This window comes from Clostridium sp. CM038, assembly GCF_055081105.1.
The window spans coordinates 3,638,090-3,656,827 of sequence record NZ_CM143651.1 but is presented as its reverse complement, the minus strand read 5'-3'; the positions used below and the strand labels follow the sequence as shown (position 1 = coordinate 3,656,827).

The window sequence follows — 18,738 nt, the reverse complement described above, 5'->3', positions numbered from 1 at the left end:
ACTATATTTTTCAATTCTTCAAGTTTTAAATCAGCCCATCTTTTTTCAATTGATTCGACACGTAATAATCAGAAATTAAATTTGATATTCGTACAATTAATATAGCAATGATAATTAATGGATGTTTTATAGATTTCATCTTTAGACCCCTTTTTCTTGTATTTAAACATATTTAAACATATTTAAACATATATGTAATAAAAATATACTGAAACTGCGGCAAAGGGTTGCATTTATATAAAAATGTACTGAAAATTGCGTTAAAGGGTTGCATTTATATAAGAATGTAAAAGAATGACAAAATAAATGCAGCTATATGGATAATATGTATAATAATTATATATTTCAATCTTTTTCGTCAGTTAATTTAATTTTGCCTAATATACAAATATTTTAAGTTATTATGTGGTTAAATCATCTCCTGGGTCGCTTCAACAGATTCGCAGAAGATAAATAGCTTCGCAGAAGATAAATTGACGACTTCAGAAGTAGTGGTATACTACCACTGAAGTTTTCTATTTGTTAGGGCAAGTAACTCCTACTTATAGTAGGTACTCAAACTTATAGAAATGGGAGACTTTGCTTCTGAAATATCTTTAAACATTCAAGTCTAATATGTCCCGCATGGTATAATATAATAAATATAAAACGAACTATGTGGGGAAATTATATATAATAAATTAAAAGAAAGGACGTGTTTTTGTGAGTTTAAGATTTATATACGGGGGAGCTGGAAAAGGGAAGAGTACGTTCTGCTTAGAGGACATAGAAAAACGAAGTACCAAAGAAAGCAAAAAAACCTTAGTACTTTTGGTACCAGAACAATTTTCCTTTCAAGCTGAAAAAAATCTTATAAAAGTAGTTGGATCTACAGGAATAAAGAACGTCCAAGTACTTAGTTTTAATAGATTAGCGTACAAAGTGTTTAGCGAGGTTGGAGGCATAACCCGTAAACCTATGGATACTTCAGGAAAGGCAATGCTTATTCATAGCATACTTCAAAAAAAGAAAGATGAACTCAAGGTATTTAAAGGAGCGGCTAGACAAAAAGGCTTTGTAGATAATGTAGCTTCTGCAATTACAGAGTTTAAAAAATATAATGTTTCTGTTGAAGATTTAAATAAGACATTAGGCAATTTAGGGGAAAACACCTTGCTAGTAGATAAAATAATGGATTTATCTCTTATATACGGAGAATTTGATAATATTTTAAATAAAAACTATGTGGATCCAGATGACGATTTAACACGCTTAAATAGTGCCCTTGATGAATGCAATATTTTTGATGGTTCTGAGTTTTGGATCGATGAGTTTACAGGCTTTACACCACAACAGTATGGAATACTCGAAAAGCTATATAAAAAAGCTAGGAGGATAAATATAACGCTTCCATTAAAAAGCTCAGAGCATTCAAAATGTATGGAGGAATCTGATGCATTTTATTCCATTAAGTTTACAGAAAATAAGCTTTTAAGTTTAGCAGAGGATAGTGGGACAAGTATCGAAGCACCTATAGAGCTGGAAGGTAATAAAGAATATAAATTTAAAAACAATAATGAACTATCTTTTCTTGAAAAAAATTATTTTGCATTCCCATATACACCAAGTACTGAGAAATGTGAAAACATAAAGGTATTTAAAGCTCTTAATGGATACTGCGAGGTGGAACACGTGGCAAAGGATATCTTAAGACTATGCCGTGATGAGAATATAAGATTTAATAAAATAGCAGTAGTAACAAGAGACTTACCTTCCTATGAAAAGTTAATTAAAGCCATATTTACAGAATATAATATTCCATTATTTATAGATAAGAAAAAGGATATAACAAGTAACCCCTTAATTGTGCTAATAACCGGAGTCGTTGAGATTTTCACTAAGAACTTTAGCTATGAGGCAATGTTTAGGTATCTTAAAACAGGGCTTTTAGATATAGAAAAGCAGCATATAGACATACTAGAAAACTTCGTAATAGCAGCGGGCATAAAGGGCAAAAGAAAATGGACAGAACCTGATCTATGGCAGGAGAAAATAGAATACTATTTTAGAGACTACTATAATGATAAAGCTGGCATAGACGAAGCTGCATCACAAAGTGCAGAGAAACCTGTAGAAAAAGTTGCAGGTTCTCCTGAGGACAAAGCTGAAAGAATAGAAGCCACTATTAAAATTTTAAATGATACTAGAGAGAAAGTCATAAATCCACTACTACAATTCAAAGAAAAATTAAAAGGCGGATGTACCACCAAAAAAATATGCACAACTTTATTTGAATTTCTAGAAACTATAAATATATATAAAACAATAGAGGAGTGGATAGAAAATTTCAAAAGGGAAGGTGCGCAAGAGCTCGTTACCGAGTACAGTAAAATATGGAACTTAGTTATGGAACTATTAGATCAGATGGTGGAAGTCCTTGGCAATGAAACCCTATCCCTTGAGGACTTTGTAAAAGTACTATCCATGGGATTTAGTAAACATCAAATGGGAATTATTCCACCTGCACTAGATGGAGTAACTATTAGCAGCGTGGAGCGCATAAAAAGTCATGATATAAGTGCACTATACATTATAGGGGTAAATGATGGAGTATTCCCAATGGCAAACAAGGAAGATGGAATATTAACAGACAATGATAGAATGATCTTAAAAGAAAATGCATTAGAACTTGCAAATGACACAAAAACTGAGGTGTTTAATGAGCAGTATTTAATCTATGCTACGATAACCATCCCAAGTAAATATTTAAATATAAGTTATCCTATTGCAGATTATGAAGGCAAAACGTTAAGACCTTCTATTATAATATCTAGGTTTAACGCCTTATTCAAAGGTCTAATAGAAGAGAGCAATATAACTCAGTTTAGTGAAAGGCTACAAGAAACGAATGATATGCAGCAGCTGTGTGCTAAAGTTCCAACATTTAACGAGCTGATATTTTATCTAAGAAAATATTTAGAGGAGGGAGTTATATCGCCACTTTGGATTGAGATTTATAAGTGGTACCAAAAGGACCCTTTATGGCGAGAAAAAAGCAACACCATGTTTCAGGGATTTGACTACAAAAATGAAATGAAAATGCTTGAGAAAGAAAAAGTAAAACTACTTTATGGAGACAAAAATTATTTTAGCGTATCTAGAATAGAAAAATATGAAGAATGTCCCTTTGCATATTTTGTGCAATATGGCCTAAAAGCTAAGGAGCGAAAAACTTTTACATTTTCATCTCCAGACTTAGGCAGCTTTATGCACAGTGTACTTGATGATTTTTCAAAGCTTGTGGATAAAAATGAAATAAAATGGGCGGACCTTCAGCGTGAATGGTGTGAAAAAAATATAGCAAGTATTGTGGAAAAAGAAGCAGAGGAAGGCATAAGTGGCTATATATTGAACAGTACCCCAAGGTACAAGTACTTTACAGAGCGGTTAAAAAGAGTTTTAAAACGAACTATTATGGTGATAGTTGAGCAAATGAAAAACAGTGGATTTGAACCCTTTGGCTATGAAGTATCCTTTGGATTTGAAGATGGAGATTATCCACCAATAAAAGTAGAACTATCCACAGGGGAAATAGTAAATCTAGTGGGTAGAATAGATAGAGTAGATAAGTTAATTAATGAAGGAGAAGAATTTTACAGGATAATAGATTATAAATCTGGAAATAAGGATTTTAAACTATCCGATGTATATTACGGACTTCAAATACAGCTATTGACGTATTTAGACGCCATGCTTAAAAGTGAAAGAGCGATTTCTAAAGAAAACGAAATTTCAGAGGAGCCAATTTTCCCAGCAGGTATTTTGTACTTTAAAATAGATGACCCAGTAATAAAAGCTAAAAATGATTTAGATGAAGAAGAACTGGAAAAAGCAATAATGAAGGCTTTAAAAATGAAGGGGTTACTGCTAGCAGATACTAAGATAATTAGGGAAATGGATAGAAATATTGAAGGCGCATCTCTAGTTGTCCCAGCATCTATAAAAAAGGATGGGAAGTTAGGCTCAAGATCATCAGTTGCAACTAAGGAGCAGTTTGAAATGTTACTCCGCCATGTAAAGGAAAACCTAATAAGCACCTGTGAACAAATGTTAAGTGGAGAAATAGACATAAAGCCATATAAGAAAAAAGATGCTACACCTTGTGCTTACTGTGAATACACGGCTATTTGCCAATTTGATCCTACATTAAAGGAAAATACCTATAAGATAATAAAAGATAAGAGAGACAAGGAAATATGGGAACTCTTATCGTCAGTCGAAATTGAGCAAAATAGTGTAAAGACTCAAGAGATCGGAGTGGATGAGGAGTAATGTTAAAGAGTGAGAATGAAATTAAACATGTAAAAACAGGGGTTTCATGGACAGAGGATCAGAAAAAGGCTATCTATACTCGCGATTGCAACGTTCTAGTAGCTGCAGCGGCAGGCTCAGGTAAAACAGCGGTACTAGTTGAGAGAATAATAAAGATAGTAACAGATGAAGATCGGCCTACAGATATAGATAAGTTATTAGTGGTTACATTTACGAACGCGGCGGCATCCGAAATGAGGGAGAGAATAGCTGCGGCTATTTCAAAGGAACTTTATAAAAATCCACAAAGTAAACTACTGCAAAGACAGTTAACCTTATTAAATAAATCCAGCATTACAACTATTCACTCCTTCTGCCTTGAGGTTATTAGAAGCAATTTTCATATAGTAGATTTAGACCCTAATTTTAGAATAGCAGATGCAACAGAAGCAGTTCTTTTAAAACAAGAAGCTCTAGAGGAACTATTTGAGGATAGATATGTAGAAATGAATGATGAAAATGAAACCGAAGATGAAGATAGCGATTTATTTGTAGAAAAGGATACTAGCTCTATAAATCTAATCGAGGATTCTAGTTTCTTAAAACTTGTTGAAGCCTATAGTAATAATAAAGAAGATTTAGGCCTTAAGTCTATAGTGTTAAGCCTTTATAACTTTGCCATGAGTTCTACAAATCCAACAAAATGGCTACGGGGTTCTGCAGAGGATTTTAACATAAAAGATGGGTATAGTTTTAGTGATACCCCTTGGGCAAAGGTTTTAATGGAAGATGTTAAAATAGAGCTACTAGGCATTGAAAAAGTAATGATTAAAGCATTGAAAATCATAGAAAACAATGAAGCTATAGCATTATATTACGAAGTGTTCAAATCAGATTTAGAGTTAATTGCAGATTTAATAAGCGCTGAAAGCAATTGTTTTGAAAGCTTAGCAGAAGCGTTTGAAAATTTAAGCTTCCCAAAACTAACAACGATAAAAGCCTGCAAAGATAAGGAAAAACAAAAGGTAGTACAAGAGATAAGAAATAAGGTGAAAAAACAATTAGGTGAACTGGGGCAGCAAATAATGAATGCAAATTCAGAAACTGCGTTAAGAGATATAAAAACATTGTATCCACAAATGCTTGAGTTATCTAACCTTGTTATAGATTTGCAGGAAAAATATAGAGAAAAGAAAAAGGAACGTTCAATTATAGATTTCAATGATTTTGAGCACTACTGCCTTGACATTCTGATGGAAAAAAATGAAGAGGGCGAAGTAGTAATGGACGCTCAGGGAAAACCAGAACCTTCCGCAGTAGCAGTTGGGCTAAGAAATAAATACGAAGAAATTTTGATAGATGAATATCAGGATAGCAACATGGTGCAAGAAACTCTATTAAATATAATCTCAAGAGAAAAAATAGGTTTCCCAAATGTATTCATGGTAGGAGACGTAAAACAGAGTATATATAAATTTAGGCAGGCAAGGCCAGAGCTCTTCTTAGCAAAGTATAATAGTTATTCAAAAATTGACGGCGAAAAAACCAGAAAAATAACTCTATACAAAAATTTTAGAAGTCGTGGACCGGTTATAAATGCAGTAAATTATATCTTCAAACAAATAATGTGCAAAAACATTGGAGATCTTGACTATACAGATGAGGAAGCGTTGAATTTAGGAGCTCACTTTGATGAACTTGAAGGTCCTGGAGTAATAGGCGGAGCAGTGGAGCTACATCTTATTGAAAAGGAAGTTAAAGATGCAGGAGAAGAAAACGAAGGTGAAGAGGTCGAAGATGAGGGACGGTTAACAACTAATGGAACTGAAGGTGAGGGACATGGCAAAACAAATGAGGATGAAACCCCTACAAATATTGAATTAGAAGCTAGAATTGTTGCAAAAAGAATAAAAGAATTAATGCTACATAAAGATGAAAAAGCTTTTAAAATTTATGACAAAAAAATAAAAGGTTATAGATACGTTGAATATAAGGATATTGTAATATTACTTCGGGCCACCTCAAATTGGGCACCCTCATTTTTAGAACAATTGAAGCTAGAAGACATACCGGTGTATGCAGATACAGGCACAGGCTATTTTAGTACCATAGAAATTCAAATAATCATGAGTTTACTTCAAATTATAGATAACCCAAGACAGGATATTCCTATGCTAGCAGTTCTCCGTTCTCCAATAGGAGGGTTTACCTCAGAGGAACTGGTAGATATAAGAGTAGGTCAAAGGGAAGTAAGTTTTTATGAAGCAATGGTAAACTTAGAAGGCACTAAAAAATCAGAAAAACTCGGTAAATTCCTTGAAAAATTAAACCACTTTAGAGAAATTTGCACGTATATGCCCATTGATGAATTCATATGGCATTTATATACTAGCACTGGTTATTACGGTTATATAGGAGCCATGCCAGGAGGAACCCAAAGACAAGCGAATTTAAGAGTGCTTTTCCAAAGGGCAAGGCAATATGAAGAAACTAGTTACAAGGGATTGTTTAATTTTATAAATTTCATAAACAAGTTAAAAATAAGTAGTGGAGACATGGGCAGTGCTAAAACCTTAGGGGAAAATGAAAACGTAGTTAGGATAATGAGTATACATAAAAGTAAAGGGCTAGAATTTCCTGTAGTATTTCTAAGTGGCATGGGAAAAAACTTTAACTTAATGGATATAAATAAGAGTATATTATTTCATCATGAATTAGGCTATGGCCCAGATTTTGTTGATCCAATTAGAAGAATTTCTTATCCTACAGTTCTAAAACAAGCGCTTAAAAAGACAATAAAGATAGAAAGTCTTGCAGAGGAAATGAGGGTACTATATGTAGCTTTAACAAGAGCGAAGGAAAAGCTAATAATAACTGGGTCAATGAGAAATACAGAGAGAAATTTAACTAGAATGAGTTCTAGTTTAGAAGAGAATAGTGAAAAGCTAGGAGAATATGAAATTTTAAAAGGTAAAAGCTATTTAGATTGGATAGTGCCGGCGATAATAAGGCATGCAGACGGAAAACCATTGCGTGAACTAATAGAAATAGATGATAGTACAACGAATTTATTAAGTCATCCTGCAAGCTTTACGGTAAGGTTCTGGAATAGAGAAAACATAAAGAAAAACGACAATTATGAAGAAGAAATTACTGTTAGCTCACAGGAAAAGCTAACAGCACTTCAGGAAGAACCTACAGATGAGAAGTTCATCTTTGAAATAGAAAAAAGGCTAGGATTTATTTATAAATACGAAATGTCCACAAAAATGCCTACAGTACTTACAGTAACAGAGATTAAAAGAAAATTTAATGCAGAAATTACGGAAGGCGATTCAAACAATATGTACCAGCCAAAACTTATAAATAAGCCCAAATTCCTAGAAGAGGCGAAGGGATTAACCCCCGCAGAAAAAGGAACCGCTATGCATGCAGTGGTGCAAAGATTAGATTTAACTAAAGTGGCAACCACAAGTGAAATAGGATTACAAATTGAGACTTACGTTGAAAAATTGCTAATCTCAAAAGAAGAGGGCAAATCCGTCCGGGTCAATAAATTATTAAAGTTATTTAAAACAGATCTTGGACAAAGAATGATAAAAGCTTATAATCAAAAAGCTTTAAAAAGAGAAATACCGTTCCATATGGAAATTAAGTCAACAGATATAGATAAAAACCTCCCAATCGAAATATATGGAGAGGAAAAAATAATGCTTCAAGGAATAATAGACTGCTATTTTGAGGAAAATGGAGAGATAGTTTTAGTGGATTATAAAACAGACTCCTTAAAAAATGGAGATGTAAATCTCTTAATAGAGAAATATAAATCTCAGCTAGATTATTATGCAAAGGCAATTGAAGCAACACTTGGGAAAAAAGTTAAAGAAAGTTACCTATATTTATTCAGTAACGATGAAGCCGTAGAAGTTAAATAATCTTCTGTGAAACTGAAAAACTTAAAAAGGGGAGATACAAATGAGGATACTTCATACCTCCGATTGGCATCTGGGGAAGACTTTAGAGCAATACAGTAGACTAGAGGAACAGGAAGAATTTCTAGAAGAATTTATAGAAATAGTTGAAAAAAACAATATAGATTTAGTACTTATAGCTGGAGATATCTATGACAATGGAAATCCACCAGCAAGAGCTGAAAAAATGTTTTATAGCACACTTAAGGATATAACAAGTAGCGGGAAAACTGCAGTGTTAGTTGTGGCAGGTAACCATGATAATCCAGAAAGATTAGTTGCGCCGAGCCCTCTTGCATACGGTCATGGGGTGGTACTTTTAGGAGAACCAAAGAGTATAGCAAGGCAAGGCGTATTTGGAGAATTTAACAATGACGGAAAGTGTGATTTTGAAATAATAGAAAGCGGCGAGGGGTACTTAGAGCTTAGTATAAGAGGGGAAAAAGCAGTTATTATAACACTACCTTATCCAAGTGAAAAAAGGTTAAATGAAGTACTTTCAATAGAGATTAATGATGAAGAGAGGCAAAAAAGCTATTCTGACAGAATAGGAGAACTGTTTGAAAATATATCTGATAAATATAGGGAAGATACTGTAAACCTAGCAGTGTCACACCTCTATGTTATGGGTGGAGAGGAAAGTGGGTCAGAGAGAAGTATACAACTAGGGGGAAGTCTTTCAGTTTCACCATCTAAATTCCCAAAGAAAGCTCAGTACTCAGCCTTGGGTCATCTTCATAGACCACAGAAAGTGCCAGGAACTAAGGGGATGATAAGATACTGCGGATCCCCAATTCAATATAGCAAAAGCGAAATAAACTATAGCAAGGGAGCGTACCTCGTAGATGTTAAAGCTGGGGGCGAAGCGGAAGTCTCACAAATAATGTTTAGAAACTACAAGCCTATAGAAGTATGGAAATGTAACAGCACCGAGGAAGCGATAGAAAAATGCAAAAATGAGGGCGAAAGAAACATTTGGGTATACCTTGAAATAAAGACAAAAGAAATAATAAGCACCGAAAACATAAAAGAAATGAAAAGACTTAGACCTGATATAGTTTCCATAGAGCCAATACTTGAGGGGATAGAACGCGAAGCAGATTTAGAGGAAAGCCTAAGGGAAAAATCCATGGAGGAAATGTTTAGAGAATATTTTACAAAGGCAAAAGGTGGGCTAGAGCCATCGGATGAAATTATAGAATTATTTTTAAACATAGCATTAGATGAAGAGGAGGAACCCAAAGATGAAACCAGTAAATCTTAAAATAAAGGGGCTAAATTCGTTTGTACAGCAACAAACTATTGAATTTTCAAAACTTACGGAAAAAGGACTTTTCGGTATCTTCGGTCCAACAGCTAGTGGTAAATCCACAATTTTAGATGGGATAACCATAGCTCTTTATGGAAAAGTATCCAGAGACACCAAAGAGTTTGTAAACACAGAAACAAATGTAGTAGAAATAAGCTTCGATTTTGAAATAGGACTAGGGGAAACCCGAAAACTATATAGAGCAGAAAGAAGCATAAAGAGATTAAAAACTGGAAACTTCAAAACTGCTTATGCAAGGCTTATAGAAATAAATAAGGAAAATGCTGATGAAAACAAGGTACTAGCAGAAGGACCAAAGGACATCGACACGAAAATCATAGAAATAATAGGACTGAAAGTTGAGGATTTTACAAGGTCGGTCGTGTTACCTCAAGGTAAATTCAATGAATTTTTAAAGCTTACAGGAAAAGAAAGAAGAAATATGCTAGAGCGAATATTCGCCTTAGAAAAATACGGCACCAAGCTTTATGAAAAAATAAGATCAGTTAGAAATGAAAACCTAAAGACTCAAACTATGATTCAGGGAGAAATGAAGGGATATGAAGATGTAGGTGAAAAAGGTCACAATGAAATAAAATCCGTACTAGATGGTTTAAAGCAGGAAGAAAAACATATTAAGGCTGATAAAAAAACTGTGGATAAAGAGTACGAGGAATATAAAACTATCTGGGAGCTACAACAAGAAAAAAGCCAGTATGTAAAAAAAGGAGATTTGTTAAATAAACAAGCCTCAGAAATAAAAGATAAAAAAGAAAAATTTACGAGGGGAAGTTCAGCATTAAATGTAAAACCCTATATTGACAATGTATATGAAACTAAAAAAAGATTAGCGATAAACAAGGATACACTCCAAAAACTAAGCAGTGCTTTTTTAGTTGTATGTCAAAAGCTCAATATTACAAAAACTTCTTATGATAAAGCATGGACTGATAAAAACAATAAACTTCCTATTTTAATTGAAAAGGAAGTAAGCCTTAAACAAGCTGCAAATATTGAAGAGAAAATAAGCTATCTAGCGGGGGAAAAAGATATCCTTTTAAAACAGCATAAAGAGATTAGAAGCAATATAAGTGAGAAAAATCTAAAGAATGCAATTATTGTTACTAATAAGTCAAAAATAGAAAATCAATTGGGAGTTACTGAAGAAAAACTAAGTGGAATAGAAATACCACCAGAATATAGAGAAAAACTGCATAATGCCTATAACAGTGAACTAGAAGTTTCGGCCGCAACGAAAAGTGTACAAGAGCTTAAGAAAAAAGGGGAAGATTTAAAGAAGGGTGCACATACCACAAAGTTAATGCATAGAGAAGCTATTATACTTAAGGAAAGAAAACAAAATAAACTAGTTCTTTTAGAAGAAAAAAGTAAGAAAATAGCAAATAATTTCCCGGGAGATAATAATTTGTTGCTAGAAAAACAGGAGGCCTATAGTTCGCTACGGGATACCCTAGAGAAAGCTGTAGAAAACCATAAAATAAAGGGTGAACTACAAGGGAAATATAGAACTATTAACATTGAAACCGAAAAAGGTAGGTTAAATCTAAAAAATGCAGAAGAATCTATAGAAAGTGTGAAAGCTCAGCTTAAAATTATAGAAGGTGAGATAAAGGAAGTAGAACGAGCTAACATGGCAGCGGTTTTAGCCTCTAGTTTAAAAGAGGGTGACGAACTTGGTAAGCCAAGACTATGCCCAGTGTGTGGGTCGGAGCATCATCCAAAAGTAGCAGAGCTAATAGTAAATACTGGTTTAGAAGCTAAGAAAAGTTTAAAGCAAAGTGGAGAGTTAAACTTAGAAAATTTATCTAAAGATTATCAAAAAGAGCAAATAAAACTTGTGAGGTTAATAAGTGATGAGGAGTATATAAATAGCCAATTAGAAATAGTTAATGTTAAGCTTCACGACATAAACATTGAGGAGCTTCGCCGCGAGAAAGATGCAAGAGAATCCTCATTAATTCAATTTAAGGAAAACTTAGAAGTCTACAACAAGCAAAAAACTGAGATAGACTTAGAGCTAAATAAGCTACGTGATGAAAAAAGCAAAGTAGATATGGAAGAAGTAAAACTTGGAGAAGGTTTAAGAAAAGAAAACGAAGCGCTAATAGTAATAGATGAAGAGTTGTCTATTGCAGAAGGCAGATTAAAGCTGCTGCGCGAAAAGCATGAGCTTTTAAAAGTAGATTTGCTTAATCAGGAGAGTTCATTTAAGCAAAATCAAAGTGGTAGTATAACATCAGTATCCATAAAGGAAAAAATTCAGCAACTTAAAGATATAGACAATGAGGTAATAAAACTAACTGCCATGGCAAGGAAGCTTCGAGTAGAGCTAGTAACATTAGAAAAGGAAGCATCTGACGTAGACAAGTGCTTAAGGGATCTTACCACTTCAAAAACGGAAATAGAAACCAGCGGTAAGGAAAAGAAGGCAGAAATAGACCGTTTGACTATCCAAATAGTTGAACTCTGTGGATTTACCCCAGAGATGGATCGTACACCTAAAATTGAAATAGAAAAGGTGAAAAATGAAATAAAGGATATAACATCAATTGAGGCTAGTTTAAAAGATATTTTAGAAAAAGAAAATATAGAAAAGCAAAGATTAGACACTCAAAAAACCAGTGAAGAAAACAAAAGCGAAATGCTTTTAAAGATGCTAGAAGATGGAGAAAAAAAATTAGACATAGCTCTTAAAGAAAATTCCTTTGAAAATGCTGAAATAGCTTTTCTTTATTTAATTTCAAGAGGAGACTTGTTACTAATTGAAAAAGAAATAAAACAGTATGAAGAGTCTAAACGTAGCATAATAGATAATTTACAAAGATTAGAAAATTTACTTAATGGAAAAGAAATAGACGCTACACTCTTTGAAGAGGTAAAAGAAAAAAGAGAAGTACTTGGGAAGATTTTAGAAGAAAAAACCAAGGCAATAGGAGCGCAACATAGGGCCCTTGAGGAAATGGAAAGAAAGCTACTAGAAGTTAAAAACCTTATAATAAAGAGAAGCGCTATAGAACACAAGCTTAGTCTTTTAAGAGAAATTGACACGTTAATTCAAGGGAATAAATTTGTGGAATATGTTGCTATGAAGCAGCTAAAATACATATCTATGGAAGCCTCAAAACGATTAAAAGACATAACAAGAGGACGTTACGCATTGGAGCTTGATTCTGATGGAGCCTTTGTAATGAGAGATGATTTTAATGGAGGAACAAGACGTGAAACCAATACATTGTCCGGTGGAGAAACCTTCTTAACTTCATTATGTCTTGCGCTTGCGCTGTCTTCACAAATTCAGTTAAAAGGGAGTGCTCCACTAGAGTTCTTCTTCTTAGATGAAGGATTTGGTACACTAGACACGAATCTTCTAGAAGTAGTAATGAACTCACTTGAAAAACTTCATTCAAGTACATTATCTGTGGGAATAATAAGTCATGTGGAGGAGCTTCGCAGTAGAGTGCCTGTAAAACTAATAGTTACGCCGTCAGAGCAGGGACAGGGAGGAAGCAAGGTAAAGCTAGAGTATACGTAAGAGTATGAAGTTTCTCCTGTATGAATTGAAATAAGAGCTTGAAATGTGACATTTGATTAAGAAATTCTAATATAATTAGTATATAAACAAAGTATAATTTAGTAAACAATTGTTTTTAGTTTAGAATATTATTTTATTGGGAGGTAATAAGTTGAAAAAATTAAAAGTTAGTAAGACATTAATTTCATTAATTGCTCTTATATTATCAGTTTTATGCATATTTAATATCATTAACAGTGGAATTGCAATGTCAATTGTATTTCTATTATTAGGTATCATGAGTATATTAGATGGGTATTCCTCATATATTAAGAATAATAAAGGAGAAGCAACTTTTTTATTCTTAAGTGGATTATTCATAATCTTTGTTTCTGTATTTACAAAATTTTTTAGGAATGTATAAGTATAATTTTTAGTAGCCTATACGCGTTTTCCTTAAATAATTCATTAATCGTATTTTTACAATATTTTAGCAATCATAAAATATTATATTTCATAATGATTAGGGAAAAGTTTATTGGCTTGTATTAAATGGACAAGCCAATTTTAGATGTATTATCATCATTATTGTCTAACATAGCCAATAAATAAAATTTAACTAAATTTAACTATAATCTAACTAAATTGAACTGAAATTTAACTGTTTTGCACTTCATGACAGCTTAGTTGGCACTACGCCTATAAAGAACAAGAAATAAAAGCTCCTGGACCACCAGGAGCTTAACTAACGCCTAAACATATAGTTAAGAAATATTTGGAATTCAAGCAGAGATATACAACTATATTAATATTTACCATATAATGTTAATATAAGAGAGTGTTATTTATACGTTAAACTAATGGTTAGGAGGGGTTTTTACTATATGGATAAACGTAAAATAGTAAAATATTTCTGGTTCTGTTTAGAACAGGTTTTTTATGGATATTTGATCTGGTTGCATATGTCATTTGTATTAATACTAGCTTCATCCTATGTAACAAAAAATTATCTTATGGGTATGGTGGTAATATTTTTTTTATACACCCCTTTCCAGGTCTTTATTCATAAAAACTCTTATGGAGTTAAAAAAACTCACTTTAATAAAAATATAAACTTAATACAAGTTTTAATGCAAATGCTTATTTTTTCAGTTCTAATGTTAAATTTTGGAGATGCTATTTCGTTCTTAAAAAACTGGTGCAAATAGAATTTGCACCAGTTTTTTGTAAACTTATTATTTTGGTGAATTAAAAGAGGAGAGCAGGAGGGAAAAATTATTGATTTATTAAGTATAAAAGATAGTAGAAAGCTACCAAGTAGTAAATACTCGGTAGATTTATTAGGATGTTTCAAAAATAACTGTATACATATTTAGTTTTGAAACGTCTTAAATTTTGGATTAAGAATATTTTGGGTAATACGTTGCTACTATTTCCGTTCGGTTTATTACTCCCAATATTATGGAGAAAGGTTGATAATATGAAAAATACAATTTTAATTTCATTTTTATTTTCTTTAGGCATAGAAATTATTCAACTTTTATCTTACTATGTAGGTAATTTTGGAAGGTCATTTGATATTGATGACATAATATTAAATACCTTCGGTGCTTGGATAGGATATATGTTTTACAAGAAAATTGTACTCAAATTGATTAATAAACAGTTTCTAAATGGCATTAATAGGAATGTAGGGTATAGTAAATAAATGTTTTATGGAAAATTTGTAATTGATTGTATATTAATATATTTAAACAAAACTATTAATTTGGAGGGAATAATTATATGAATGAAACGCTTAAAATTCTAAAGGGAAAAAGAAGTGTAAGAGTTTTTAAAGATGAACAAATTAAAGATGAGGAATTACAAGCTATTTTAGAATTGCAAGTGGAAATACTGTATCATAAGTAAGATTCTAAATGTTTTTATTAGGAAAATTAAATTAACTAATAGTTAATTTTTATGAATAAAAGATGAAAATTCTTCAATTGTTTAAATTATATAGATTTGATATCATTTAATTAACGAAGTCCTAAGTTAATTAAATGTACAAATAAATGGAGGAGTTAATTTTATGAGAATAAGTGAGGTTATTAGAAATTATAGAAAAAAGGAAAATTTTACTCAAGAGCAAGTTGCTAATTATTTAAATATAAGTGCACCAGCAGTGAATAAATGGGAAAATGGGATATCATGCCCAGATATAGCACTGTTAGCACCTCTTGCACGTGTTTTAAAAATTGATGTTAATACATTATTGGCATTTAATGAGGAATTAACAGATGTAGAAGTAAAAAAGCTTACAAAAGAGGTAGGTGAAATGGCATCAAAAGAGGGACTCCAAAAGGCTTTTGAAAAGGCCAGTGATTTAATTAAAAAATATCCAAATTGTGATGAGTTGATATATTGGATATCAGTAGTATTAAGAATATATTTATTAGGGCCTCAAATTGAGGAAAAAGATAAGTATGAAAGGAAAATCATCGTTTGGCTTGAACTTGTAGCAACAAGTAGTAAAGAAAAGACAGCTTCTATGGCAAAATTAGAATTATCAGCAATGTATAGGGCTAAAAAAGAGTATAAAAAAGCTCAAGAATTATTAGATAAAATTCCAGAAGTAGAGGTGGATAAAAAAATTCAACAGGCATTATTATATGAAAGTAGCGGGAAAATTGATGAAGCTTATGGCATTTATGAGGGTGAATTAAGGAAAAATGCTCATGAAACCTTTGGGGCGTTATCTCTAATGATAAATCTGTCATATAAAGAAAAGAAATTTAGTGAAGCAGAAGAATACATAGAGCGTGCTAAAAAGGTCGCTGATGCATTTGATTTAGGAGCATACCATAAATATTCGTTAGATTTATGGTATGCAAAAGAAAAACAGGATAAAGATAAAGCTATAGAAATGATTACAAATATGGTAAATGAAGCAAGTAGCATGGATGATTCTATGAAGTCAAAACTATATAAGCATATGAAATTTAATGTTAATAGCAGTTGGGGTAAAGATAAATATGAAAGAGCAGTAAAAGGGGCATTTAAAATAGATAAAACCCTTGATTTTGTCAAAAATGATCCTAGGATAAAATTTCTGTTGGAATAAGACTAAGTTGGCAAAAAGGGTTGAGTGTATAAAAAACACTCATATAATTTTCTATATCGTTGCAAACATTCAGAATAGCAATTGTATATTGATGTTTTGAAAGTAACACAATAGTAATTGTGTTACTTTCACATTGGGTCTATTGAACATTCCTTGAAGTTTTTGATTTGATTGTAACATAAAATGTTGCCTCTTTACTTTAAATGTATTATAAATCAATCTTAGTATGAGACTAAGATGGCGCAGTCAAAGGCTGTGCCACATCAAATTTTCTCCTTCATTCTTCATACGAAACTCTGATGTGGCACAAGCTCTTTCACTGCTCTAGGTCCCAACGGAAGCTTTGGACAATCTTACTCACTGCCCAGAAACAAACTACTCTATTAAGGTCCTAATCGCGGACAGTAAAAGTCCAAAGCAAATAAAATTATTCCCCCTTCCACCAGGGGAACAGGACATGTTTTTGTTTTCACCATAATAATATAAAAAAATCCACATATTAATAGAACCTCGGGACCCTCGGGTGGAAAATGGACAGGTTTTTCACCTCAGATTGGCAGAGCAGTGACATTTGTTCTGAGAATTAAAAGTTTCAAAAAATAAATTTATAATAGAGGTCAAAAAACTCGTCCATTTTTCACATCAAATAGACAGGCTTACCCGTCACTTCGTCCCTCAGTAGCTGGGCTAGTCCATTTACCAGCATCCTACAAGTTTTAAAAAAATAATTAGTCATAATATTTTCATTCTTGAATATCGAAATATTATTATAGTAAATAGATTTTATTGAATCTTATTATAATAAGTATTTTGGTTTACATCTATTGTAGTTACTATTACTAGTAGTATAGTTGTATTGGTTACATTTATTATATTTATAATTTACTTTTTCACATTTGCAAATTTATCACTGTCACAAGTCGTTGTAGTTGTATATTGGTATAAGATTACTGATTTTTCACTAGCGTTATTAGTTACTGTTGAATTTGTTTTGTTACTAGTTACTGTTGAATTTGTATTATTATTATTATTATTATATGAATAAACCTTAATGGTTACAAATGAACTTGTTACTAATATAGAAATTATAGCTAATGTAGCTATTCCTTTTTTTCTTGTTTTGGAATTTAACATAATTATCAATCTCCTTTTTAATATAGTCTTATTACTATTTAATTTTAATCCTATTGATAAATTGCTTTTCAAAGCGTTATTCTTATTGATTCTTAAAGACTCAATAAGAATCGTGGCATAATTTTTTTTTTCTTCCATGTTGCAGTTTTTTAATATAGATTCATCACAAGATAATTCACAATCAGAATTTACAAATTTACTCATTATGTAAACCAATGGATTAAACCAATGTATTGCAGAAGTAATCATTACTAGAATTTTATATATCAAATCGTATCTTTTATAATGCATTAATTCGTGTTTTAAAATCCATTCTATCTCTTCATTGTTGTAATAAGAATCTTTAGGTAATAATATATTTGGTCTTAAAACTCCAATACCTAAAGGCGTTGAAATGCCATCGCAGTATCTTAACGATATTTTTCTATTAATATTCATTTCGAGCTTCAGTTTAGAATATATTTCTTTAATATTGTTATCTGAAATATCAAAAGTTAAAGGCTTTAACTTATTAATAAATTTAAAATAAGAAAAAATATTGCAAGCTAAAAAAAACAAAAGCCCTACCAACCATACGTATCCTATAATTTTTAAGATAGATAAGTTACTAAACTGGTTGTAATCAGCAACTAAACTTTTATTTTCAATAATTTTATCGTTAATATTAATATTTAGTGCATGATTGACTTTATATATTTTTCCAGAGATATAAAGTGGGATTTTAAAAGGTAAAATCATTCTTACTATTATAAATAACCATATATAATAATTAAAAGCCTGAGTATACTTTTTAAAATGAGTTTTCTTTAATGCAATTATTAAAACAATTCCCATACTACCGAATAAAGAAGCTTGAAAAACACTATTAAACAAGGGTTCAATCATATAATCACCTGCTTTTAATCCATTCTTTTAATTCTTCTATATCCTTATCATTAATATCATTACTTTCATGTAATGTTGTAATAAAGCTTTTTAATGAGTTTTTATGTATAACCTCAAAAAAATTTCTGGTTTCTAAACGAAGGTAGCTCTTTTCAGATACAAGTGATGTACAATACGTAATTTTTTTACCTTTTTCTAAATGTATAAATTTTTTTTGAGCTAATCGTGAAAGTAAAGTTAGAGTAGTTGTTTTTTTCCAACCTTTTTTCCCTTCCATGATTGTAGTAATTTCCTTTGAAGATATTGAATTTTCAAAGGCCCAAATAATCTTCATGATTTCTAGCTCTGATTGAGGAATTTTTTTAATATCAATATGGCCTCACCACCTTTATACATAAATTCTACATCTGTAGAATCACTATGTCAATATATAATTAGTTTTTTACTCACTTTGGTCCTTAAAGGACATGAGATATTTTAACTCCGTGAATTCTCCAAAGAGCAAGTGCCG

The 18,738-nt window shown here is 31.8% G+C and carries 10 protein-coding genes; 8 read left to right on the top strand and 2 right to left on the bottom strand.

Translation table 11 applies throughout. From position 1 onward, the window contains the following. Positions 1 to 702: 702 nt before the first annotated feature. The 8 genes from addB to ACWJKS_RS16705 all read left to right on the top strand — a co-directional run bounded on the left by addB (position 703) and on the right by ACWJKS_RS16705 (position 16,208). On the top strand, positions 703 to 4,311 hold the full coding sequence (gene addB, locus ACWJKS_RS16740; protein ID WP_462960072.1) for a helicase-exonuclease AddAB subunit AddB: 3,609 nt from the start codon (positions 703 to 705) through the stop codon (positions 4,309 to 4,311). Then, the gene (gene addA, locus ACWJKS_RS16735; protein ID WP_462960071.1) at positions 4,311 to 8,225 is read left to right on the top strand and encodes a helicase-exonuclease AddAB subunit AddA; all 3,915 of its coding nucleotides are present in this window, start codon (positions 4,311 to 4,313) and stop codon (positions 8,223 to 8,225) included. The genes addB and addA overlap by 1 nt, the downstream gene beginning before the upstream one ends. Positions 8,226 to 8,265: 40 nt before the next feature. Beyond that, positions 8,266 to 9,525 (top strand): exonuclease SbcCD subunit D, encoded by a 1,260-nt coding sequence (locus ACWJKS_RS16730; protein ID WP_462960070.1) that lies wholly within the window; start codon positions 8,266 to 8,268, stop codon positions 9,523 to 9,525. Beyond that, positions 9,506 to 13,123 (top strand): SbcC/MukB-like Walker B domain-containing protein, encoded by a 3,618-nt coding sequence (locus tag ACWJKS_RS16725; protein WP_462960069.1) that lies wholly within the window; start codon positions 9,506 to 9,508, stop codon positions 13,121 to 13,123. Before ACWJKS_RS16730 ends, ACWJKS_RS16725 begins: the two co-directional genes overlap by 20 nt. A gap of 151 nt (positions 13,124 to 13,274) precedes the next feature. Further along, entirely contained in the window at positions 13,275 to 13,526 is a 252-nt protein-coding gene (locus tag ACWJKS_RS16720; RefSeq protein ID WP_462960068.1) for a hypothetical protein, read from the top strand. 954 nt (positions 13,527 to 14,480) lie between these two features. Next, the gene (locus ACWJKS_RS16715) at positions 14,481 to 14,810 is read left to right on the top strand and encodes a VanZ family protein (RefSeq protein ID WP_462960067.1); all 330 of its coding nucleotides are present in this window, start codon (positions 14,481 to 14,483) and stop codon (positions 14,808 to 14,810) included. A 77-nt stretch (positions 14,811 to 14,887) separates the two neighbouring features. Further along, the gene (locus ACWJKS_RS16710; protein WP_462960066.1) at positions 14,888 to 15,013 is read left to right on the top strand and encodes a hypothetical protein; all 126 of its coding nucleotides are present in this window, start codon (positions 14,888 to 14,890) and stop codon (positions 15,011 to 15,013) included. Between the two features lie 163 nt (positions 15,014 to 15,176). After that, complete coding sequence (locus ACWJKS_RS16705) at positions 15,177 to 16,208, top strand: helix-turn-helix domain-containing protein (protein ID WP_462960065.1); 1,032 nt, start codon at positions 15,177 to 15,179, stop codon at positions 16,206 to 16,208. Positions 16,209 to 17,090: 882 nt separating this feature from the next. Here ACWJKS_RS16705 and ACWJKS_RS16700 read toward each other — a convergent pair. Together ACWJKS_RS16700 and ACWJKS_RS16695 are read right to left on the bottom strand one after the other, a co-directional pair. Beyond that, positions 17,091 to 18,227 (bottom strand): M56 family metallopeptidase, encoded by a 1,137-nt coding sequence (locus tag ACWJKS_RS16700; protein WP_462960064.1) that lies wholly within the window; start codon positions 18,225 to 18,227, stop codon positions 17,091 to 17,093. A gap of 4 nt (positions 18,228 to 18,231) precedes the next feature. Further along, complete coding sequence (locus tag ACWJKS_RS16695) at positions 18,232 to 18,600, bottom strand: BlaI/MecI/CopY family transcriptional regulator (protein WP_462961090.1); 369 nt, start codon at positions 18,598 to 18,600, stop codon at positions 18,232 to 18,234. Positions 18,601 to 18,738 lie beyond the last annotated feature (138 nt).

What these genes read in the sequence shown, in the direction of transcription:
- addA (WP_462960071.1), top strand. Translation starts at nt 4,311, where the DNA reads ATGTTAAAGAGTGAGAATGAAATTAAACATGTAAAAACAGGGGTTTCA.
- ACWJKS_RS16730 (WP_462960070.1), top strand. Translation starts at nt 8,266, where the DNA reads ATGAGGATACTTCATACCTCCGATTGGCATCTGGGGAAGACTTTAGAG.
- ACWJKS_RS16725 (WP_462960069.1), top strand. Translation starts at nt 9,506, where the DNA reads ATGAAACCAGTAAATCTTAAAATAAAGGGGCTAAATTCGTTTGTACAG.
- ACWJKS_RS16710 (WP_462960066.1), top strand. Translation starts at nt 14,888, where the DNA reads ATGAATGAAACGCTTAAAATTCTAAAGGGAAAAAGAAGTGTAAGAGTT.
- ACWJKS_RS16705 (WP_462960065.1), top strand. Translation starts at nt 15,177, where the DNA reads ATGAGAATAAGTGAGGTTATTAGAAATTATAGAAAAAAGGAAAATTTT.
- ACWJKS_RS16700 (WP_462960064.1), bottom strand. Translation starts at nt 18,227, where the DNA reads ATGATTGAACCCTTGTTTAATAGTGTTTTTCAAGCTTCTTTATTCGGT.